Origin of the sequence: Haemophilus parainfluenzae (assembly GCF_014931375.1) — a bacterium.
GTDB lineage: Bacteria > Pseudomonadota > Gammaproteobacteria > Enterobacterales > Pasteurellaceae > Haemophilus_D.
The window spans coordinates 548,299-571,207 of the sequence record NZ_CP063117.1 but is presented as its reverse complement, the minus strand read 5'-3'; the positions used below and the strand labels follow the sequence as shown (position 1 = coordinate 571,207).

21 protein-coding genes are annotated in these 22,909 nt (G+C 39.7%); 9 read left to right on the top strand and 12 right to left on the bottom strand.

Annotated elements, in window-relative coordinates:
* Nucleotides 1-37: 37 nt before the first annotated feature.
* The 4 genes from pyrR to gpt form a co-directional block, all read right to left on the bottom strand.
* Entirely contained in the window at nucleotides 38-577 is a 540-nt protein-coding gene (pyrR, locus tag INP95_RS02730; RefSeq protein WP_049365120.1) for a bifunctional pyr operon transcriptional regulator/uracil phosphoribosyltransferase PyrR, read from the bottom strand.
* 80 nt (nucleotides 578-657) lie between these two features.
* Nucleotides 658-4,137 carry a DNA polymerase III subunit alpha gene (dnaE, locus tag INP95_RS02725; RefSeq protein WP_197560851.1) on the bottom strand — a complete coding sequence of 1,160 codons (3,480 nt, stop codon included), beginning with the start codon at nucleotides 4,135-4,137 and terminating at the stop codon, nucleotides 658-660.
* A gap of 35 nt (nucleotides 4,138-4,172) precedes the next feature.
* Nucleotides 4,173-5,393 (bottom strand): tetratricopeptide repeat protein, encoded by a 1,221-nt coding sequence (locus INP95_RS02720; protein ID WP_232088525.1) that lies wholly within the window; start codon nucleotides 5,391-5,393, stop codon nucleotides 4,173-4,175.
* An 88-nt stretch (nucleotides 5,394-5,481) separates the two neighbouring features.
* Nucleotides 5,482-5,940, bottom strand: coding sequence for a xanthine phosphoribosyltransferase (gpt, locus tag INP95_RS02715; protein WP_049364228.1), 459 nt, complete (start codon nucleotides 5,938-5,940; stop codon nucleotides 5,482-5,484).
* A 111-nt stretch (nucleotides 5,941-6,051) separates the two neighbouring features.
* Between gpt and INP95_RS02710 the strand changes: the two genes are divergently transcribed.
* Nucleotides 6,052-7,500 carry an aminoacyl-histidine dipeptidase gene (locus INP95_RS02710; protein WP_197560849.1) on the top strand — a complete coding sequence of 483 codons (1,449 nt, stop codon included), beginning with the start codon at nucleotides 6,052-6,054 and terminating at the stop codon, nucleotides 7,498-7,500.
* Between the two features lie 52 nt (nucleotides 7,501-7,552).
* Here the strand turns inward: INP95_RS02710 and htpX are convergent, their stop codons facing one another.
* Both htpX and mobA read right to left on the bottom strand, forming a co-directional pair.
* Complete coding sequence (gene htpX / locus INP95_RS02705; protein ID WP_192829122.1) at nucleotides 7,553-8,404, bottom strand: protease HtpX; 852 nt, start codon at nucleotides 8,402-8,404, stop codon at nucleotides 7,553-7,555.
* A gap of 78 nt (nucleotides 8,405-8,482) precedes the next feature.
* The gene (mobA, locus tag INP95_RS02700; RefSeq protein ID WP_197560848.1) at nucleotides 8,483-9,049 is read right to left on the bottom strand and encodes a molybdenum cofactor guanylyltransferase MobA; all 567 of its coding nucleotides are present in this window, start codon (nucleotides 9,047-9,049) and stop codon (nucleotides 8,483-8,485) included.
* A 66-nt stretch (nucleotides 9,050-9,115) separates the two neighbouring features.
* On the opposite strand from mobA, the gene INP95_RS02695 reads away from it, so the two are divergent.
* The 6 genes from INP95_RS02695 to INP95_RS02670 all read left to right on the top strand — a co-directional run bounded on the left by INP95_RS02695 (nucleotide 9,116) and on the right by INP95_RS02670 (nucleotide 12,762).
* Nucleotides 9,116-9,382 carry a YihD family protein gene (locus tag INP95_RS02695; RefSeq protein WP_005694923.1) on the top strand — a complete coding sequence of 89 codons (267 nt, stop codon included), beginning with the start codon at nucleotides 9,116-9,118 and terminating at the stop codon, nucleotides 9,380-9,382.
* A gap of 9 nt (nucleotides 9,383-9,391) precedes the next feature.
* Nucleotides 9,392-9,997 (top strand): thiol:disulfide interchange protein DsbA, encoded by a 606-nt coding sequence (gene dsbA / locus INP95_RS02690; protein ID WP_049370007.1) that lies wholly within the window; start codon nucleotides 9,392-9,394, stop codon nucleotides 9,995-9,997.
* A 53-nt stretch (nucleotides 9,998-10,050) separates the two neighbouring features.
* Nucleotides 10,051-10,386, top strand: a complete 336-nt coding sequence (gene maoP, locus INP95_RS02685) for a MaoP family protein (protein WP_197560847.1) — start codon at nucleotides 10,051-10,053, stop codon at nucleotides 10,384-10,386.
* A 101-nt stretch (nucleotides 10,387-10,487) separates the two neighbouring features.
* Complete coding sequence (gene trmA, locus INP95_RS02680) at nucleotides 10,488-11,579, top strand: tRNA (uridine(54)-C5)-methyltransferase TrmA (RefSeq protein ID WP_197560846.1); 1,092 nt, start codon at nucleotides 10,488-10,490, stop codon at nucleotides 11,577-11,579.
* Nucleotides 11,561-12,328, top strand: coding sequence for a class I SAM-dependent methyltransferase (locus tag INP95_RS02675; RefSeq protein ID WP_197560845.1), 768 nt, complete (start codon nucleotides 11,561-11,563; stop codon nucleotides 12,326-12,328). Before trmA ends, INP95_RS02675 begins: the two co-directional genes overlap by 19 nt.
* The gene (locus tag INP95_RS02670) at nucleotides 12,322-12,762 is read left to right on the top strand and encodes a SoxR reducing system RseC family protein (RefSeq protein ID WP_197560844.1); all 441 of its coding nucleotides are present in this window, start codon (nucleotides 12,322-12,324) and stop codon (nucleotides 12,760-12,762) included. Before INP95_RS02675 ends, INP95_RS02670 begins: the two co-directional genes overlap by 7 nt.
* 106 nt (nucleotides 12,763-12,868) lie before the next feature.
* Here the strand turns inward: INP95_RS02670 and potE are convergent, their stop codons facing one another.
* The 4 genes from potE to INP95_RS02650 form a co-directional block, all read right to left on the bottom strand.
* Complete coding sequence (gene potE / locus INP95_RS02665) at nucleotides 12,869-14,185, bottom strand: putrescine-ornithine antiporter (protein ID WP_232088524.1); 1,317 nt, start codon at nucleotides 14,183-14,185, stop codon at nucleotides 12,869-12,871.
* 105 nt (nucleotides 14,186-14,290) lie between these two features.
* Nucleotides 14,291-16,453, bottom strand: a complete 2,163-nt coding sequence (gene speF, locus INP95_RS02660; RefSeq protein ID WP_197560843.1) for an ornithine decarboxylase SpeF — start codon at nucleotides 16,451-16,453, stop codon at nucleotides 14,291-14,293.
* A gap of 253 nt (nucleotides 16,454-16,706) precedes the next feature.
* Nucleotides 16,707-16,901: a leader peptide SpeFL gene (gene speFL / locus INP95_RS09885; RefSeq protein ID WP_197545070.1), complete on the bottom strand. Its 195-nt coding sequence runs from the start codon at nucleotides 16,899-16,901 to the stop codon at nucleotides 16,707-16,709.
* A gap of 216 nt (nucleotides 16,902-17,117) precedes the next feature.
* Nucleotides 17,118-18,122 (bottom strand): ornithine carbamoyltransferase, encoded by a 1,005-nt coding sequence (locus tag INP95_RS02650; RefSeq protein ID WP_197560842.1) that lies wholly within the window; start codon nucleotides 18,120-18,122, stop codon nucleotides 17,118-17,120.
* Between the two features lie 229 nt (nucleotides 18,123-18,351).
* Between INP95_RS02650 and cpdB the strand changes: the two genes are divergently transcribed.
* The gene (gene cpdB / locus INP95_RS02645; RefSeq protein WP_197560841.1) at nucleotides 18,352-20,325 is read left to right on the top strand and encodes a 2',3'-cyclic-nucleotide 2'-phosphodiesterase; all 1,974 of its coding nucleotides are present in this window, start codon (nucleotides 18,352-18,354) and stop codon (nucleotides 20,323-20,325) included.
* A 57-nt stretch (nucleotides 20,326-20,382) separates the two neighbouring features.
* Here cpdB and INP95_RS02640 read toward each other — a convergent pair whose 3' ends face one another.
* The gene (locus INP95_RS02640; RefSeq protein WP_032827301.1) at nucleotides 20,383-20,481 is read right to left on the bottom strand and encodes a methionine/alanine import family NSS transporter small subunit; all 99 of its coding nucleotides are present in this window, start codon (nucleotides 20,479-20,481) and stop codon (nucleotides 20,383-20,385) included.
* 2 nt (nucleotides 20,482-20,483) lie between these two features.
* Nucleotides 20,484-21,998 (bottom strand): sodium-dependent transporter, encoded by a 1,515-nt coding sequence (locus INP95_RS02635; protein ID WP_070583632.1) that lies wholly within the window; start codon nucleotides 21,996-21,998, stop codon nucleotides 20,484-20,486.
* A gap of 159 nt (nucleotides 21,999-22,157) precedes the next feature.
* Between INP95_RS02635 and INP95_RS02630 the strand changes: the two genes are divergently transcribed.
* Entirely contained in the window at nucleotides 22,158-22,796 is a 639-nt protein-coding gene (locus INP95_RS02630) for a tellurite resistance TerB family protein (RefSeq protein ID WP_197559891.1), read from the top strand.
* Nucleotides 22,797-22,909: the final 113 nt, after the last annotated feature.

Here is a 22,909-nt window from a genome sequence, read left to right as displayed (position 1 = left end):
TTATCAATTTTATCAAAGGTTCACAATAGGCTGATAGTTATTTAGGCAATAATGCCACTTCATAACAACCATCGTATTTTAATGTACGCACTTGAACTTGTTCATCACGGGAAGTCGGCACATTTTTACCTACATAATCTGCCCGAATCGGTAATTCACGATGTCCGCGATCCACTAAAATCACCAATTCAATTTTAGCAGCTCGACCAAAATCTGTTAACGCATCCATCGCGGCACGAATCGTTCTCCCGGTAAAGAGCACGTCATCGATCAAAATGACTTCTTTACCCTGAATATTCATATAACTTGAGGCACCGCTATACACAGGGGTTGGATTTTCAGGTTCAACATACTCTAAGTCATCGCGGTAAAATGTGATATCCAATTCCATCATTGGAAGACTCACACCATTCAACTCTTCAATGCGACGTTGAATTAATTCGGCAATTTCAGCACCACGGCGTTTCACCCCAACTAAAATCACATTATCGAAATCTTGGTGCTTTTCAATAATTTCATGGGAAATACGTGAAATGGTACGTAAAAATCTGTCTGCATCAATAATGATTTTTTCCATTTTATCTCTCGCTTTATTTATATCGACTAAAGTGCGGCTAAAAAAAACACTGATTTTTTGACCGCACTTTGACTGGAATATTAACCGAATTCTAGCTCTACTGCATTTTCGCCGAGCAAATTCACCAATTCTGTTAGAATGTCATCAGTTGGTGTAATCGACCATTGAATCCCTAAACGCAATAACGCACGACCTTTTGCGCTTTGATAATATACGTTAATCGGTAAGGTGCCACCACTAACCGGCTCTAACATTTCTTTCAGTTTCTTAATAAAACTTGGGTTAATCTGTTCCTCTGACAAACTTATTGCCAAGGATTTCGCATAACGGGAACGTGCTTCATCCAAAGTCATCAAATCCCGTACCGACATTTTTAATCCGCCTGAAAAATCGTCAAAACTCACTTGGCCAGATACCACCACAACTGTATCTTTTTGCAGTTTTTCGCCGAATTGGTCTAAGCTTTCACCGAATAGGGTTAGGTCTAAACGCCCAGAACGGTCATCAATAGTTGCGATACCAATTCGATTGCCTTTTTTCGTTGTCGCGAAGCGAGTTGATACCAGCAAACCTGCTGCCGTACTAATTTGCCCACGGCGGTTTGGCGTGAGATCTTTTAATCGCGTAGAGCTGTAATGAGAAAGCTCTTTCAAATAACGACTCACTGGATGGCTACTTAAATACAAGCCTAGGGTTTCACGCTCACCATCTAAAATTTGTTTTTCTGTGTAAGGTGGCGTATGGGCATAAGCATTTTCCACTTCTTCATGTGTTTCTGTCAGTACACCGAACATATCGGCTTGTCCCATGGCCTCATCTTTTGCATGCTGATCTGACGCTTTGAGTGCATCTTCGAGATTCTTAGATAACGCCGCACGGTGTGGTCCTAGCTTATCAAATGCGCCCGACATGATCAGACTTTCAAAGGTACGACGGTTAATTTTCTTCAAATCAACGCGAGCACATAAATCAAATAAATCTCTGAAAATCCCACCTTCATTACGTGCGGTAATCAATGCCTCAATCGGACCTTCCCCTACACCTTTAATTGCACCGATGCCGTAAACAATTTCACCATTTTCATTCACGCTGAAATGATGTTTCCCTACGTTGATATCCGGTGGGGTAACTTTTAAGCCCATACGCAAACATTCATCGTACAAGCCAACAATTTTATCCGTATTATCCATTTCCGAGGTCATTACTGCTGCCATAAACTCAGCAGGGAAATGGGTTTTCAGCCAAAGAGTTTGGTAAGATACCAATGCGTAAGCGGCAGAGTGCGATTTATTGAAACCATAGCCGGCAAATTTTTCCACCAAGTCGAAAATCTTCATGGAAAGTTCGCCATCAACGCCATTTTTTTCAGCGCCTTCTTTAAACACTGAGCGCTGTTTCGCCATTTCTTCCGGCTTTTTCTTACCCATCGCACGACGTAATAAGTCCGCACCACCGAGGGTATAACCCGCTAACACCTGAGCAATCTGCATGACTTGCTCTTGATACAAAATAATACCGTAAGTTGGCTCTAGAATCGGTTTAAGGCTTTCATGTTGGTAGTTTGCATCAGGATAAGACACTTCCTCACGACCATGTTTACGGTCAATAAAGTTATCCACCATGCCTGATTGTAATGGACCTGGTCGGAATAACGCTACCAATGCGATAATATCTTCAAAACAGTCTGGTTGAAGACGTTTAATCAAATCTTTCATTCCGCGCGATTCCAACTGGAATACGGCGGTCGTTTCAGACCGTTTCAGCAAATCAAAGGATTCTGGATCATCCAATGGAATAGCAGCAATATCAACTGGCGGTTTGCCTTCACGAGCAAGGCGAGCGTTAATCATATCCAACGCCCATTTGATAATGGTGAGTGTACGCAAACCTAAGAAGTCAAACTTCACTAAACCCGCATATTCCACGTCATTTTTATCGAAGTGAGTAACCGGATGAAGCCCCTCATTGTCACAATAAAGTGGCGCAAAGTCTGTAATCAAAGAAGGCGAAATTACCACGCCACCCGCGTGTTTACCTGCATTTCGAGTGACACCTTCTAGCTTACGCGCCATATCAATTAGGGCTTTGACTTCTTCATCTGAATCATATGCCACTTGTAACTGTGGTTCAGCCTCAAAAGCCTTGGCTAAAGTCATGCCGGGATCAGGGGGAATCATTTTCGAAATACGATCCACGAAGCCATAAGGATGGCCTAATACGCGACCTACATCTCGAATTACCGCTTTGGCCGCCATGGTACCAAAGGTAATAATTTGTGATACCGCACCACGACCATAGGTTTCTGCGACATGATCGATAACACGATCCCGTCCATCCATACAGAAATCCACGTCGAAATCGGGCATAGAAACACGCTCTGGATTGAGGAAACGCTCAAAAAGAAGATCGAATTCAAGGGGATCTAAATCGGTAATTTTTAGTGCATAAGCCACCAATGAACCAGCACCAGAGCCACGTCCTGGTCCTACCGGAATATCATTGTCTTTTGACCACTGGATAAACTCCATGACGATTAAGAAGTAACCCGGGAAACCCATTTGGTTGATCACATCAAGTTCAACTTGAAGGCGCTCATCATATTCTGGTCGTCTTTCTGCCCGCACTTTTTCATCAGGGAATAAAAACGCCAAACGCTCTTCTAAACCCTCTTTAGATTTCATCACCAAATAATCTTCCGTACTCAGTTCGCCAGTTGGAAATTGAGGGAGGAAATATTGCCCTAAACGCAAAATCACATTACAGCGTTGCGCTATTAATACCGTATTTTCAAGTGCTGAAGGAATGTCCGCAAATAAGTCGCACATCTCTTCTTCTGAGCGGAAATATTGTTGCTCGGTATAACGTTTTGGACGTTTCGGATCGTCAAGGGTATAGCCATCATGAATAGCAACTCGAATTTCGTGTGCCTCAAAATCATCAGGTGCGAGAAAGACAACATCGTTGGTTGCAACAAGCGGTAAATCATGTTCCTCAGCCAATTTTAATGCGGCTTGAATATAACGCTCTTCATCTGGACGCCCTGTTCTGGAAAGCGAAAGATAAAAATGGTCAGGAAAAAATTCTTGATAAAAACTGACCGCACTTTCCGCTTCGGAAATATTTTCTTTAAGGAGTTTTTTTGCGATATCGCCTTGTGTGCCACCTGATAAAACAATTACACCCTCACGGTGTTCAATCAACCATTCCTGGTCGATATAAGGCAAGTCCACATAGCCGCGTTGATAGGCTTTTGAAAGCAGTAAAGTGATGTTTTTATAGCCTTCATTGTTCTTGGCAAGTAAAGTGAGGGTGAATAATTCCTCACCGCATAGCTCACTTTTAACATGAACATCTGCGCCAATAATCGGTTTAATTCCCGAAGAAAGGGTTTCACCATAAAAACGCACCACACCACAGAAATTGGTAAAATCCGTTAATGCCAACGCAACCATATTGTTTGCAGCACACGCTTTGACCAATGGTTTCACTTTCACAATACCATCGATCATTGAAAAATCGGTGTGTGTACGAAGATGTACAAAACGCGGTTGAGTTGACATGAATAATCCTTATGTTGATAGTTAAAACAGATAACTTAGGCTTTTTTAATATCTATTCTAGCTAAGCCTTCTTTAAAAGCGAATCCATAACGTCTTGGTATTGATGCTTCAAATCGACCATTCTCTACGATAGTTTCATAGCTGCAAACTTTAAATTCAGGCACACGAATAAAGGAATAATCGACATTCACCATAGGCGATATTTTTGAATATAACGTCCATCTGACTTTGCTTCCTTCTTCAAAAGAGGTTTTCGCATCAAAACTGCTTGCCCCTTCGCAATGCGCAATTTGGTAATGAGGGTAAAACTCCCCAGGGAAAGGTTTTGCATTACAGAAGTTAAATACTCTATCATGCGAAAATACATCTTGGCGAATATAACCCCACAAGTCTTCAGCAAGGAAATCCTGATCGGCAAAATGGCGAGAGTCATATCCCTTATCAACAAAACATTGAATTCTTGCTTCCATATCTGGCACCGCACCAGCTTTAGCCCCCCACATCCCCGCTAAAATAAGTGCGGTATGGGAGCCAGAATCACGCATTGTATGGAATGAATGACCACTTTCAATCCATTCGGCCACGGCTTCTGCTTCTCGGTGAGAAACTACTGAGTCAGCATCACGGAAGATCACATACTCAGCTTCGGGATCATTAATTGCAAGAAAACGCCACATTGCACCAGGCCATTTATTCACAGGTGAAGTGACATAAACTACTTCCGCACCATTATTTTTTAATCGTTGAATCGCTTCAGGAGAAACTGAATCATCTACATAAAAACGGCATACCCAACCTGGGAATAACATCGGAGAAACTTGCGTATTTAATACAGCCGGCTCAATATATTTGGAGTTATTACCAAATAAAGAAAATGCGATAATTCGCTTACCATTTTTAGGCGCAGACGCAGGAACCATTTCCTGTGTTGGAACGGGAATAGCTTTATCTTTCAACTCAAGGGCTAAACTACCATAAAAACCTGAGCGCTCCCAATCATCTAGTGCACCATAAGCATGTGCCAATAAATCTAAAGCCGGAATATATTGCGCATCTATTTTTAATGTTTTTAATTCTGCCTCAATTGCCTCTTCCCATTTTAATTGTTGCAAATAAACATAAGCAATTTTATGAGAGTATTCGGGATTATTAGGATCAAGTAAGCAAAGCGTTTCAGCCAGCTTGACTGCTTCATCATATTCTTTATTTTCAAGTGAGGAAACGTAAGATCGCTCTAGCGCTTTTTGTGCGTCCATATTATTCATAATCAAAATAAATTGGTCATAATTATTACGCCGGAACTATAAAAGCACCGGCGTAACAAAATTTTATATTTAGGTTTTATTATTTTCTTGCTAATGGTGGCACAAAAGTTAAACCTAAATCCCAAGGTTGTTCAATCCAAGTATTTTGTGGAATATCAATCACGTAATCATCCACTAACTCAGCACCTGCTGGTTTTGCGAATACTGTGACAAATTTTGCTTTCGGATACATTTCACGAATTGCACGAGCAGTGTTGCCGGTATCTACCAAATCGTCTACCACGATCATACCTTCACCATCACCATCTGCTCGGTGTAATACTTTTAATGCACCTTGTTCATCGTGATCGTAACTCGCAATACACACGGTTTCTACGAAACGAATATTTAATTCGCGAGCAAGTACCGCTGCTGGGAATAAACCACCACGACTTACTGCGATGATACCTTTCCACTGAGTGGCAGGAAGTAAACGTTCCGCTAATTTGCGGGCATGCATTTGGAACATATCCCAAGTCACAACATATTTTTCGCTCATAACAAATACCTTAAACTTTGTCGCTAAATAAAAAAATTGCAGAATTTTAACCTGAATTGGCGTTTTATGCTATGATTTCCGCAAAAATTTTAATGAAAAAAGGAGTTCATTATGTCAGAAATTACCACATTACAACCGCAATTACTTTGGAAATGGTTTGATCAAATTTGTGCGATTCCACATCCTTCTCATCACGAAGATGCACTCGCCACTTTTATTGTCAACTGGGCGAAAGAAAAACAATTCTTTGCAGAACGTGATGAGACCGGCAATGTATTAATTCGTAAACCGGCTACAGCCGGGATGGAAAACAGCCAACCTGTTGTCTTACAGGCACATTTAGATATGGTGCCACAAGCCAATGAAGGCAATCCGCATAATTTTACCCAAGACCCTATTCGCCCTTATATTGATGGGGATTGGGTAAAAGCAAAAGGTACGACACTTGGCGCGGATAACGGTATTGGTTTAGCCTCGACCTTAGCGGTATTAGAAAGTACCGATATTGCACACCCACCACTTGAAGTGTTACTCACCATGACTGAAGAAACCGGCATGGATGGTGCCGTACACCTTCGTCGTAACTGGTTAAAATCAGAAATCTTAATTAATACCGATACCGAAGAAATCGGTGAAATTTATATTGGTTGTGCTGGTGGTGTGAATGCTAATGTTGAGCTACCTGTTCACCGTGAAACCAATTCATTCAACCACACTTTGCAAATTAACTTAAAAGGTTTACGAGGCGGTCACTCTGGTTGTGATATTCACACCACACGTGCGAATGCAATTAAAGTATTAGCACGCTTATTAGCAAAACTTACACAAAATCAACCGCACTTTGCCCTTGCAGAAATTCGTGGTGGCTCAATTCGTAATGCGATTCCACGTGAAGCGGCTGCAACCATTTGCTTCAATCATGATGTAGAAAGCGTAAAAAGTGCGGTCAAAAATTTTGAAATTTTATTGAAAGAAGAGCTTGCTATCGCTGAGCCGAACTTAACATTAACCTTTGAGCAAGTTGAAAATCCAAAACAAACCTTCACGCTTGAAAGCACTCAAAAAGTGATTAATTTGCTGAACGTCTTACCAAATGGCGTGATCCGCAACAGTGATGTAATCAAAAATGTCGTGGAAAGCTCATTGAGCATTGGTGTATTAAAAACTCTTGAAGACAAAATCAAAGGTACGATTCTTATTCGTTCGCTTATTGAAAGTGGTAAAGAGTATGTAGAAGAAACCTTAACTTCACTCGCTGAACTCACTGGTGCAACAGTTGAATTCTCAGGTTCTTACCCTGGTTGGAAACCGGTAAACGACACTGCAATTTTAGCCTTAATGAAAAAACATTATGCAGAAGTGCTTGGCAAAGAGCCTGAGATTAAAGTGATTCACGCGGGGCTTGAATGTGGCTTATTGAAAGAACATTATCCAAATATTGATATGATTTCTGTGGGGCCAACTATTCGTAATGCGCATTCGCCAGATGAAAAAGTCCAAATTTCAACAGTACAAACTTACTGGGAATTACTCACTAAAGTCTTAGCGGATATTAAATAATCTACAAATAAAAAGGGCTAAATATTACATTTAGCCCTTTATTTTTTATCTTTTATAAACTACGTAATGCTTCGATACGTTTTTCAAGCGGAGGATGGCTCATAAAGAGTTCGCTACGTTTGCCGTTAATCATAAAAGCATTAAGTGAACCTTCCATCTCTTGCGGCTCATGAATTTGTTGTAAACGTTGCAATGCCGCAATCATTTTTTCTTTTCCAACAAGCTGTGCAGAACCTGCATCTGCACGATATTCACGATAGCGCGAGAACCACATCGCGATAATGCTCGCTAAAATACCAAATACAATTTCTAACACCATTGAAACCAAGAAATAAATGCCTGAACTACGGCTTTCTTCATCGCCATTACGAGAACTTGCTACCACATTGGCGATCACGCGAGATAAGAAAATCACGAAGGTATTCAATACGCCCTGCAATAAAGTCATGGTCACCATATCACCGTTCGCGATGTGTGAGACCTCATGAGCCAATACTGCTTCAGCTTCTTCTTCCGTCATGGAGTTTAATAAGCCTGTACTAATCGCCACTAAAGAATTGTTTTTAGTCGCACCTGTAGCAAAAGCATTCGCATCATTAGAATGGTAAATCGCCACATCTGGCATTGGAATACCTGCTTGTTGCGCTTGACGGCGTACAGTTTCTACTAACCAACGCTCCGCTTGATTACGAGGTTCGGTAATTACTTCAGCCCCCACAGAGCGCAATGCCATGGTTTTTGATAAGAATAATGAAATCAATGATCCAGCAAAACCAAAAAGCATTGCCATAATTAAAATGCCACCTGTACTATTTCCTGCAATACCGGTCACATTTAAAATAATCCCTAACACAAGCATCACAGCAAAGTTAGTGGCTAAAAATAAAAGGATTCGCATCATAATAAAGTTCCTCAATAAAATAGAAAGTAAACACTGCAATAATGGAGAATTTTTTACAAAATTCAAGGTTAAACAAATAATTTATTGTAAATCTTCTAAGGTATTAAAATTTACAAATCGCCCTTCTTGTTCGTCAAATTGGACAGCAACTGCGCCATTTTTGTTCATAAATTGTAATAAACGACGTTCGCCTTCGTTTAAATAAGCTCGTAACTTATCTTTAAGCTGAACGGACATCAAACAAAATGTCGGGTGTTCACGCTCCATATCTTTTGCATAAGCCATTAAAGTGTGGTCATTTTTAACCGCACTTTTTAATTTTTCTAATAAGTTTTGTGGAAAATACGGGCTATCACAAGGCACAAAAAGTACAAAATCTGTTTTAGCTTGTTCAAGTGCTGTTAATATACCGCTCAACGGCCCCTGAAAATCAGGCAATTCATCTGAAAATACGGGAAAACCCCATTGTGCATATTCCGTATGGTGGCGATTAGCATTAATTGAAATATCAATCACTTGAGGTTGTAAGCGCTCAATCACATGGCTAATTAATGGTTTATTTTGTAAAAGCTGCAAGCCTTTATCCGCCCCATTCATCCTCCGTGCTTTTCCACCCGCTAAAATAACCGCACTTATTGTGTATTCCATGTTTTCTTATTGCCTTATTTGAAGTATGATCTAGCCTTATTTTTCTCCATTTAAAAGGAAATAGCAATGAAATGTAAGCGTTTAAATGAAGTTTTGGAACTTTTACAACCTTACTGGTCTAAAGACCCAGATCTGAGCTTGTTACAAATTTTGCAAAAAATTGCTGATGAAGCAGGTTTTGATAAACCCGTAGCAGAATTATCTGATGAAGTGATTATTTATCATTTAAAAATGCACGGCACAGATAAACTTGAGCCAATTCCTGGTATCAAAAAAGATTATGAAGAAGATTTTAAAACCGCATTGTTAAAAGCGCGCGGAATTATTAAATAAGGAAAACAAATGAAAAAAGTTTTATTTTTACTCGGTGCTTTATTTTCATTTAACGCATTCGCAGCTAATCTAGAAGAAGGTAAACAATACGTTCAAGTGGGTCAAACCGCTTCTGCACAGCCTGAAGTGATTGAATTTTTCTCTTTCTACTGCCCGCATTGCTATGCCTTTGAAATGGAATACCACATTCCAAAACAAGTTGCAGAAAGCTTACCAAAAGGCACTGAATTTAAACAATATCACGTTAACTTCTTAGGTCGTCAATCTGAAAACCTCACTCGTGCATGGGCATTAGCGATGGCACTTGGTGCAGAAAGCAAAGTGAAAGCGCCTTTATTTGAAGCCGCACAACAAGATAAATTAAGCTCAATGGACGATATTCGTAAAATCTTCATTGATAACGGTGTGACTGCTGAACAATTTGATAACAACATCAACAGCTTTGCTGTAAACGGTTTAGTGAATAAACAAGTGAATGCAGCTGAGCAGTTTAAAGTACATGGCGTACCTGATTTCTATGTCAATGGCAAATATCGTGTAAACCCTGAAGGCTTAAATTACGATGATTTCGTCAAAGATTATGTAGAAACCGTGAAAGGTTTATTGCAAAAATAAAAAAAAATTGGTTTAATGCCTGCCGTTTTTAAATATAAAGAAGAGAGATGATTATGGCTGCTAGTTTCAGTGTTACTCGTCGTTTTTTTGACGACAAAAACTACCCACGCGGATTTTCCCGTCACGGTGATTATACAATCAAAGAATCCCAAGTATTAGAGCAATATGGTCAAGCGTTTAAAGCATTAGATTCAAGCGAGCGCAAGCCAGCGACAAAAGAAGAAAAAGAATTTGTTGCTTTTTGCCGTGGTGAACGTGCACCGGAAACTTTCTTCGAAAAAACCTGGAATAAATATCGTACTCGCATTAACACAACAAAACGTGTTTACACCTTATCAGGTGATGTGAGCGAAGCGGCTTCTGGCGGCGAAGATTATTCTGGCGAATAATACATTTTAAAAGGCAGGCAGAAGCTTGCCTTTTGCTTTTTTACTCAATCCCCATGCTTGCCAAGGGCTATGGGATATTTATCATTCAAACGTAAACATCAATGCAACTACCCATTTCCCAATATACCGAACTCCTGCAAAAAAAGACTGAAAAACTGACCGCACTTTTGCAGCCTTTTAACGCCCCAGAAATAGCCGTGTTTGATTCGCCAACCAGCCATTATCGGATGCGTGCAGAATTTCGTATTTGGCATGATAAAGGCGATTTTTATCACATTATGTTTGATCAAAGCACCTTGCAGCGCTATCGAGTGGATGAGTTCCCGATTGCCAGCGAACTGATCAATCGCATGATGAAAGCCTTATTACCGTTGTTAAAAACGCAGGAAGTGCTTCATAAAAAACTGTTTCAAATTGATTATTTGAGCACGCTCAGCAATAAGATTATTGTAAGCCTGCTTTACCACAAGCAACTCACAGAAGAATGGCAAAGCGCTGCTACACGCTTAAAAGAAGCATTACAACAACTTGGTTTTGATGTGCAGTTGATTGGTCGTGCGAGTAAACAAAAAATCTGTTTAGAGCAGGATTTTGTCGATGAAGTGTTACCGGTAAAAGGACGCAATTATGTTTATCGCCAAGTGGAAAACAGCTTTACCCAGCCTAATGCAGCGGTGAATTGCAAAATGTTGGAGTGGGCGATTAATTGCACACAAGGTTCGCAAGGGGATTTATTAGAGCTGTACTGTGGTAATGGCAATTTCTCCATCGCCCTTGCACAAAATTTCCGTAAAGTGCTTGCTACCGAAATCGCCAAGCCATCCGTGGCTGCCGCACAATTTAATATTGCGGAAAATGGTATAGATAATCTACAAATTATCCGTATGTCCGCAGAAGAGTTTACCCAAGCCATGAATGGCGTACGTGAGTTTAATCGCTTAAAAGGCATTGATTTAAAAGCCTATCAATGCAATACGATTTTTGTTGACCCACCACGAGCAGGGCTTGACCCTGACACGGTAAAACTGGTGCAGAATTACGATCGTATTTTGTATATTTCCTGTAATCCACATACGCTTTGCGAGAACTTACAGACCCTAAGCCAAACCTACCGCATTGAAAAAGCGGCACTGTTTGACCAATTCCCTTACACGGATCATATGGAAAGCGGCGTATGGCTGGTGAGAAAATAAAAATTCAACTGCTTGCCGAAGCAGGAACATTGTCAGAATTGACCGCACTTTGTTCCCCTCTTGGTATCGAGCATTGTACTGAAAGTCCGCTTGCATTGGTGCGAACTGAAACCCATCTTGCCTTGCGTAAACTCGATGAGCCTAAATTGGGCGATGTGTTTGTAGATTTCGTAGCTGGTGCAATGGCCCATCGTCGTAAATTCGGCGGTGGACGTGGCGAAGCTGTTGCCAAAGCTGTAGGCATTAAGGGTGCTGAATTACCTAGCGTAATTGATGCTACAGCCGGACTTGGTCGAGATGCCTTTGTTTTAGCTTCTATTGGTTGCCAAGTGCGCTTAGTAGAGCGCCATCCTGTGGTGTATTTATTATTACAGGATGGGCTCAACCGCGCTTATCAGGATGTAGAAATAGGCGAAATGATGCAACAAAATATGCAATTGCTAGATGTTCATCATATTGCCGAACTCAATCCACAAACCGAGAGTGCCGATGTGGTGTATTTGGATCCAATGTATCCGCACAAACAAAAATCAGCCCTAGTTAAAAAAGAAATGCGTGTATTCCAACATTTGGTTGGTGCCGATTTAGATGCCGATGAGCTCTTGACACCTGCGTTACAATTAGCCCGTAAACGTGTGGTGGTAAAACGTCCTGATTATGCGGAATTTTTAGCGCAAAAAGCACCCCATGTTAGTCGTGAAACCAAAAACCACCGCTTTGATATTTATATGGGAGAAGCACAATGCTAAAAGAAAGTGCAGTAGTGATGAGCTATGATGCAGAAACGGGTCTTGCTAAAGTGAAATGTCAATCACAAAGCGCCTGTGGAGCTTGTTCGGCTAGAGAAGCCTGTGGAACAGCTTCCCTTTCTGAGCTTAACGGAAAACGAGGCGAACATATCTTCACATTAGAAACCATCACGCCACTGCGCACAGGCCAAATGGTAGAAATCGGTCTAGAAGAAAAATCCATGCTTTTCTCCGCACTGTTAATGTATATCGTGCCACTTTTCACTCTATTAGTTGCAACATTACTTTCTAGCTATATCAGTGAAAATGAGCTCATCCGTGCGATTTTAATCTTTATGTTGACCGCTCTTTCCTTTGTGATGGTTAAACGATATACCCACAAACTCGGCCAACAAACGGAATTTCAGCCTGTTTTGTTGAGAGTGTTGTCCTAAATAAAAAGAGCGGTTGAAAACAATTAAATTTTCAACCGCTCTTTTATACTTTAAGCTTATTACTACTCAAAAGGCCTACATGAAGATGTAGGCTTTTCTTTTTTAATTAAGCTTGAGATTTTTTAAGGTCAAATTTGTAAGAAACAAAACCATACAATGTCCAACCGATAAAGGTCACAATTGAACCGTATAACATCGCTTGTTCACCCGCAGCATAAAGCGCATAGATACTATAGACTGAACCAATAAAGGCAACAAGAACAGTTTTTTTGTATTTTTGTTGAGGAACATTTTCAGTTTTCAACAATACAGCAAGTGCAGCCATTGAGAGCAAGTATGGAATAACGTTTGTTACTACCGCTAGATCCACCAGCACATTGAATTGTTTATTTAATGATGGGCTGATTGTCATTAATGATAGTAATGTTTGTAACGCAGTGATAGTTACCATACCAACGATTGGTGCATCTTTGCTAGTAACTTTTTTGAAGAATGCTGGGAAATAACCTTCTTCCGCTGAAGATTTGAATACTTGAGCAATAGTGAACTGCCAACCTAATAATGAACCGAAACAAGACATCACCATTAAGCCCATGATGACTTTACCGATTGTTTCATCAAACATATGAGCAAAGGCTAAACCGAACGGTGCTGTTGAATTAGCAAGTTCAAGGTTAGGAACAATACCTGCGATAACGTTAGTAGAAACGATATAAATTACCGCTGCACCTAAAGTACCACCAAGTACCGCGATTGGTACGTTTTTCTCTGGATTTTCAACCGCATCAGAGTTCGCACAAGCAGACTCTAACCCTAAGAATGCCCATAATGTCATTGAAATAGATACACCGATCGCTTCAAAAGTAGGCACGTTGTGTGGGTTCCAAGAATTTACATACATTGAACCATCAAACCATTTCCAACCGATGATTGAAATACCCACCACAGGAATAATTACACCCCAAATGGTGAATGAACTGATGTTACCCGTAATTCTTGCGCCACCGAAGTTAAGAATAGTCGCAAGCCAAAGAGTGAAGATTGTCCATAATGCGATAGAAAGTGGAGAAAGGGTTGCACCGAGGAACTCTGAACCATAACCTACAGCAGAAATCGCAATCGCAGTATTCGCAATAACTAACGACACACCATAAGTATAGTTTGCCATGAAGTTACCGGCTTTACCGAAAGAGTATTCAGCATAGCCACCCATACCACCGGATTTTCTACTAAACATACCGCATTGTGCGAATGCATAAGCTAAGGCTGTTGAACCAACTGCGGTTACAAGCCAAGAAACGATAGAAATAGTCCCAATTTCAGCTAATTTGGTCGGTAACATAATGATACCTGAACCCATCATATTAACCATGGTCAGAATGGTGAGTTGAACCACACCAATTTTATTACTTTTAGCACTCATAATTTATACTCCTTAAAGTGCGGTCAAAAAATTAAATGTTTTTAACCGCACTTTTTTTGTTTGTGCTGAGAGGGTTATGAGGGAAAACCTCATAACCACACTTTATTAATAGTCAGTTAAAACATAGCCATATGCACGAGTACGTCCATCAGGGTCTTTTTGTAAGTAAACCCCTTGGATTTCAGGTGCGAAACCAGGTAATGTGTTGATACCTTCTTCTAATGCGAGGAAGTATTTTTGTGCAGTCGGACTCCATCTTTCCCCTGGAACCACACATAACACACCTGGAGGATAAGGTAATGCACCTTCCGCAGCTACGCGACCAACAATGTCAGTTAATGCAACAAGTTCAACTTTGTTACGAACGAATTCAATATTCGCATCGTGTGGATTTAATGCATATTCCGGTAATGTTGCTTTACGGAATAGGTCTTTTTGAAGTTGTTTTACATTGCGGCTGACATAAAGATCATGCATTTCTTGGCATAATTGACGGATTGTGTAGCCTTTGTAGCGGTCTTCGTTGTTTTTGTACACGGTTGGCAATACATCTTTTAATAAAGAGTTTTGTTTAATGTGTTTTTCGAACAAGGCAATTTGAGCTACCAATGTTTGCATTTTGGTGAGAGTTTCTGCCGGAGTGAGCAAGAATAAGATAGAGTTCAAGTCACATTTTTCCGGAATAATACCGTTTTCACGTAAGTAGTTTGCAAGAATGGTTGCTGGAATACCAAAGTCTTCATATTCACCATTTTCTAAGCTGATACCTGGAGTGGTAAGCAAGAATTTACATGGGTCAACGAAGTATTGTTCATCAGCATAGCCTTCAAATTTATGCCATGTATCTGTTGGGTGGAATTTGAAGAATTCGAGATTAGTTGCGATCTCTTCTGTGTCATAATCTTGCCATTTTTTACCTTTAATTGTGGTTGGAATAAATGGACGAATTAATTCACAGTGATTTAATACTAATTTACGTGCTTCGATACCTACTTTCACACATTCATGCCATAAACGACGACCTGCTTCACTACCTTGAATTTTCGCATTCACATCTAATGCCGCAAATAATGGATAGAACGGACTGGTTGACGCATGTAACATAAAGGCATTATTGAAACGTTTGTGGTTTACATAACGATCTTGACCTTTAATGTGTTTATCTTTTTTGTGAATTTGTGAAGTTTGTGAGAAACCTGCTTGTTGTTTATGAACAGATTGAGTCACTAAAATACCTGGATCATTTTCATTTAATTCAAGCAATAATGGAGAACAGTCTTTCATCATTGGAATGAATTGTTCATAACCTACCCATGCAGAGTCGAATAAGATGTAGTCACAAAGATGACCAATTTTATCTACCACTTGACGAGCGTTATAAATTGTACCGTCATAAGTACCTAATTGAATAACCGCTAAACGGAATGGACGTTTTTGATTTAATTTTTCAGGTGCAACTTCTTTAATTAATGATTTCAAATAATCTTCTTCGAAGCAGTGACTGTCGATACCACCAATGAAACCAAATGGGTTACGTGCAGTTTCTAAGTAAATTGGGGTTGCACCCGCTTGAATTAATGCACCATGGTGGTTTGATTTATGGTTATTACGGTCAAATAACACTAAATCGCCCGGAGCAAGTACTGCGTTTAACGCAACTTTGTTTGAAGAAGATGTACCATTTAATACGAAGTAAGTTTTATCTGCATTGAATACTTGAGCCGCATATTTTTGTGCATCACAAGCTGCACCTTCGTGAATTAACAAGTCACCTAATTTCACGTCAGCATTACAAATATCTGAACGGAAAATATTTTCACCGTAGAAGTCATAAAGGAAACGACCTGCTGGGTGTTTACGATAGTATTGACCACCTTGGTGTCCCGGACAGTCAAAAGCAATATTACCCATTTCTACATATTCACTTAACATTTTGAAGAATGGAGGTAACATTTTTTCTTCATAAAGTCTTGCTGCAGTTTCGATTTGACGGCTATAAAGCTTAATGTCATAACCATTTAAATCTTGAATATGATAAATAGCATCATAGAATTTCGGATCAACTTGTTCTTCTTCAGTTTGAACAACAAATACTGGGATACCAAAATTTGTTGCTTGAATACGTTCAAGGTATTCACCTACATCTCCTGCTGTCAACACAATAGCGGCAACATCAGTAAAGTCTGTTTTGGTAATTTCAACTAATTCTCTATTTGTAGAGAAATATTGTTCAACTTTTGGACTATATGCAATTTTTAAGTTTGGCATAATAAACTCCTTTTATTTATTTTTTTGACGTAAAGTTACCCTGCGCTATTAATTTTAACAACGCACTAGATTTATTTAGAATAAAACAACCTGCTCTAGCTTTTTAATATAAAAAACTAAAGTAAGAAATTTTTATTTTAAATTAAATAAGATTAAGTTAATTTCAAAAAATATTTTTTGCCTGTTCTAGACAATACAAAAATATTCAGAAATTAATCTGTGGAGACTCTCTAAACAGAGAGAACAACTCTGCTTAGAGAGCCGTGTTGGATGGTTTGTTTTGAGAAGCAAATAGTGAGTATGAGAAGCAAGAGCGATGCGACGGCATCATAATATGGCGTGTACGACGGATGTGCGCCATCAAAGAACGACCTTTTATCGGATTAAACCGTAAAAGTCTCAATACTTTCGTATGGACGTATCTGTGTATATATGTACGAAGTAGCATAGAAAAAGTCCCTCTTTCTATATAAACTAACCTTTGTTGGGTACATTCTCTGCTTGTGTAAATATTATGTCAATAATATTTTTTGAAAAATGTGATCATAATCAAAAAATAACATAAAATTTCACATAAATAATAAAAAATCACAACAAACAACTTAAGAATTCATTCAAAATTTAGAATTAAAAAAACGATACACATTTTATCTAATTTTCAATACTAAGCTAAACTTGAAACCATTACCGCTTTAATTGTATGCATCCGGTTTTCAGCTTGCTCAAACGCAATATTCATGGGTGACTCAAATACCTCTTCAGTCACTTCAATGCCATTTGCTAATTCAGGGTATTTTTCTGCAATTTGACGACCCACTTTTGTTTCACTGTTATGAAATGCGGGTAAGCAGTGCATGAATTTCACTTTAGGATTACCTGTGCGTTTCATTAACTCAGGTGTTACTTGATAAGGTAGCAATAATTTAATACGTTCTCCCCAAGCTTCTAATGGCTCACCCATTGAAACCCAAACATCGGTATGCACAAAATCAACATCTCTTACGGCTGTGTCGATATCTTCAGTGACAGTAATCTGTGCACCACTTTCTTTAGCAAAACCTTCACACATTTCAACAAAACCAGCTTCTGGCAATAAGGCTTTAGGGCCGCAAATACGCACATCCATCCCAAGTTTAGACCCAATTAGTAAAAGAGAATTTCCCATGTTATTACGCGCATCACCAATATACACATAACTTATTTGATGAAGTGGCTTATCACAATGTTCAATCATCGTGAGAACATCCGCGAGCATTTGTGTAGGATGAAACTCATCCGTTAAACCATTAAACACTGGGACACCAGCATAATCTGCAAGCTCTTGCACAGTACTTTGTTTAAAGCCCCGATATTCAATCGCATCATACATCCTCCCAAGAACTCGAGCCGTATCCTTCATGCTTTCTTTATGTCCAATCTGAGATGAATTTGGATCAATGTAAGTCACTCTAGCACCTTGATCATAAGCAGCGACTTCAAAAGCACAACGAGTACGAGTTGAGGTTTTTTCAAAAATTAATGCGATATTTTTACCTTGCAGTTTAGGTTGCTCAGTTCCCGCATATTTCGCTCGTTTCAAATCACGCGATAAATCTAACAAATAATTAATTTCGTATTCTGAATGATGAACAAGACTCAATAGGTGTCTATTTTTAAGATTAAAAGCCATAGCGATCTCCTTATCGGATGCCATCAATAAATGGCTACCTTACTGTGAGTGAAGTGATTTTTAGCGGATTGGATACCCTATTTTTGTCCCAAACGTGAAGTTTTGCAACCAAATTCAATCCCTTATTTTGTGATGCATATCACACTTCATTTCAGAACTTTATATTGCACTTTCTTTATATATAAAAGAGCTTTAAAATCTTGCCGATTCTTATACAACAGGAGCTCATATGATCAACAGAAGAAATTTCATCCAACTTGGCGCAAGCAGCATTTTAGCGTTAAGTGCTAGCCGCTTTGCTTTTGCGAAAAGCGACACACAAGTCGATTTACGTATTGTGGCAACAACCGATATTCACAGTTTTTTAACTGACTTCGATTACTACAAAGATGCACCCACTGAGAAATTCGGTTTTACTCGTGCAGCAAGCTTGATTCGTCAAGCTCGTCAAGAGGTGAAAAATAGCGTTTTAGTTGATAACGGTGACTTAATCCAAGGTAACCCAATCGCTGACTATCAAGCGGCTAAAGGTTACAAAGAAGGCAAATCAAACCCAGCGGTAGATTGCTTAAATGCAATGCACTATGAAGTGGGCACATTAGGTAACCACGAATTTAACTATGGCTTAGATTATTTAGCCGATGCGATTAAACAAGCGAAATTCCCAATCATCAATGCCAACGTAGTAAAAGTCGGTACCGAAGAGCCCTATTTCACACCTTATGTGATTCAAACCAAAGAAGTGGTAGATAGCCAAGGTAAAAAGCACAAACTAAACATTGGTTATATCGGTTTTGTACCACCTCAAATTATGGTATGGGATAAAGCAAACTTACAAGGCAAAGTAGAAACTCGCGATATCGTGAAAACTGCACAAAAATATGTGCCAGAAATGAAACAAAAAGGCGCAGATATTATTGTGGCACTTGCTCACACAGGCCCATCAGATGAGCCATATCAAGAAGGTGCAGAAAACTCAGCATTCTACCTTGCTGATGTACCACACATTGACGCGATTGTTTTCGGTCACTCTCACCGTCTATTCCCAAACAAAGAGTTCGCCAAATCACCAAATGCAGATATTGCTAAAGGTACTGTAAAAGGCGTACCTGAAAGTATGGCTGGCTACTGGGCAAACAACATCAGTGTAATCGACTTAACCCTTGCTCAACACAACGGCAAATGGTTAGTGGCTGATGGTAAAGCGGTACTTCGCCCAATTTATGATGCTGAAAACAAAAAAGCGACCACAGAAAGTGATGCCGAATTGACCGCACTTTTAAAACCTGTGCATGAAGCCACCCGTGAATTTGTGGCACAGCCAATCGGTAAAGCGACCGATAACATGTATAGCTACTTAGCCCTAGTGCAAGATGACCCAACCATTCAAATTGTGAACCAAGCACAAAAAGCTTACGTTGAAAAAGTAGCACCAAGTGTTGCAGCAATGGCGGGCTTACCAATTTTAAGTGCAGGCGCACCATTTAAAGCAGGCGGACGTAAAAATGACCCAACGGGCTATACTGAAGTGAACAAAGGTGAATTAACCTTCCGTAATGCAGCAGATTTATACCTCTATCCAAACACCTTAGTTGTGGTGAAAGCAACCGGTGAAGAACTGAAAGAGTGGTTAGAATGTAGCGCAGGGATGTTCAAACAAATCGATCCTACCAGCGACAAACCACAATCTTTACTTGATTGGGACGGTTTCCGTACTTATAACTACGATGTGATTGACGGCGTAAATTATGAATTCGACCTGACCCAACCACCGCGTTATGACGGCGAATGTAAATTGATTAACCCGAACTCACACCGAGTGGTGAATTTAACTTACCAAGGTAAACCGGTTGATCCAAAAGCAGAATTCTTAATTGTAACCAACAACTATCGCGCTTACGGTAATAAATTCCCAGGCACTGGCGATGCGCACATTGTTTACGCTTCTCCTGATGAAAACCGCCAAATTCTTGCGGATTACATCAAAGCAGAAAGCGAAAAAAATGGCCATGTAAACCCAAGTGCAGATAAAAACTGGCGCTTTGCACCGATTAAAGGTAACGATAAATTAGACGTGCGTTTTGAAACCTCGCCAAGCGAGCAAGCTGCGAAATTTATTCAAGACAATGCACAATACCCAATGAAGAAAGTCGGCACCGATGAAGTTGGATTTGCGGTATATCAAATCGATTTATCGAAATAACAAAAAAGGGCGTGCTCAGCACGCCCTACTTATTTCAAAGTGCGGTCAATTTTGACCTTATTTTTCTTCTTTTGGAAGTCTGATTAAGGAAAAGATCAAGCCGCCCCAAATCACAAAAAGCGCCACAATCATCATTGTAATTGCAATACTTGTCATCTTTATTCTCCTTTTTCTTCAAGCTTGAAGTTGTCTTCATTTTTCCATTTTAAACGAGAAAGAATGAACGAAACCACCACTAGCGAAATTGCCATCCCCCAACCAAAGATATTTACAAACCAGCTTGGATAGCCTTCATAACCTTCTGTAAATACCTTCGCACCTTCACTCAATAACATAAAGGCAAGAATACCCGTGGTGATTACAATGCATAAACGCCATAGGAAACCGACTTTGAATGAAGAGCTTTGATTTAAGTGGTTGCCTAATAAGCCTAATTTTTCATTTGCTACAATCACAATTAATGAAACAAATGCAACTGCAACGATACCAAAGTAGTTCACGAATTTATCTAATACATCAAGCATTGGTAAGCCGGTTGTCGTACCAAATAAAATGACTGATACCACCATCATTGGTAAACCAACAACAAAGGTCGCTTTTGCTCGACGTAAACGGAGTTTATCTTGAATCGCTGAAATGATTACTTCAATAACAGAAATAAATGAGGTTAACGCCGCAAAGGTTAATGAACCGAAGAATAATACCCCTAATACTTCACCGAATGGTGCTTTGTTAATAATAGTTGGGAATGCAAAGAAGGCTAAACCAATACCACCTTTTGCCACTTCGCTCACTTCTACACCTTGCGCGGTTGCAATGAAACCTAATGCCGCAAATACACCGATACCAGCAAGCACTTCAAAACTTGAGTTTGCAAAACCAACAACTAAACCGCTACCAGTTAAATCTGAATCTTTTTTCAAGTACGATGCATACGTAATCATAATCCCGAAACAGATGGAAAGAGAGAAGAAGATTTGACCGTAAGCCGCAATCCACACGCTCGGATTAGAGAGTTTTGACCAGTCTGGTGTAAATAGTGCGTTTAAGCCTTTTTCTGCACCTGGTAAGAATAAAGAATAAACGACCAACGCCACAAACATCACCACTAAAACAGGCATTAAGATATCTGAAGATTTAGAAATCCCTTTTTGAATACCTAAAGAAAGCACGCCTAACGCCACTAACCATACAGCAATTAATGGGCCAGTTACCATGCCGACAAATTCGAAGCTCACGCCGTTACTGATATCACCCATTTTTAAGAATTCGTGTAGGAAGAAATCAATAGGTTGGTCGCCCCAAGCAGAATTAAGTGAGAAATAGGTATAGCTTGCCGCCCAACCTAATACTACCGCGTAGTAAAGACCAATGATAACATTCACCATTACTTGCCACCAACCAAACACTTCAAAGTGTGGGTTAAAGCGACGATAAGAAAGCGGTGCACCACCACGATGGCGATGACCAATTGCATAATCTAAGAAAAGCAATGGAATACCGGCGGTTAAAAGTGCAATAAGGTAAGGGATAATAAATGCACCGCCCCCGTTTTCATAAGTGGTATAAGGGAAACGCCAGATGTTTCCTAAGCCAACAGCGGATCCAATCGCCGCCATAATAAATGCATTCCGACCAGAAAAGGTCTCACGCTTTGCGTTTGACTGCGTCATATTAAGTTCCTTTTGAATGAAGAAAGATTTCAATATAATGAATTCTAAAACCGAGTCAAGAATTTGATTTAAAGTGCGGTTAAAAATAATGAATTTTTTTTAAAAATCACTGTCTAAAGGCCGAATTTAATCTCTATTAACAACCAAAAGGAAACATTTATGGATCTCAACAGCATTTTAAATCAAGTTTTAGATGTTGCTAAAAACTCTGCAAGCAAACTTGAAACCGGCAACCAAACAATCGACTCTCTCACCAAAGTAGGCGGTGGTGCAGCATTAGGCGGTATTTTATCCATGATTTTAGGCCGTAGCGGCGGTGCAAGCTTAGCAAAATTAGGCTCACTTGCCGTTTTAGGTAACCTTGCTTACCAAGCGTACCAAAACTATCAAAAATCCCAACAAAATACCCAACCAAACATTTCAGAAAATGCGTTTGATGTATTAAATTCATCAAGCCATGTTGATGTGGGTGAATTGATTTTACGTACTATGATTGCTGCAGCGGCTGCAGACGGTGAAATCACTGAAGATGAAAAACAAACTATCGCAAATGAAGCAGGTAACAACCCTGAATTAGCGCAATGGCTTGAACAAGAAATCCAAAATCCAATTTCTATCAATGAAATTGCACGTCTTGTTGGTAACGATACTGCACTTGCAAGCAATGTATACTTAGCTGCACGTTTAGTAAGCAAAGACTTATCTCGCAAAGAAATCATTTTCTTAGCTAATTTAGCTCAAGCGTTAGGTTTAGATGATGCGCTTGTTGAACAATTAGAAAAACAAGCAGGCTTCTAATTTTGTGTAGAAAACATCGCGTTTTCTGACCGCACTTCTTATCAAAAAACACGATAATCTCTGTTATCGTGTTTTTTTCATTTGTTTTTTCGCGAAAACCTAACCAAAGGCGA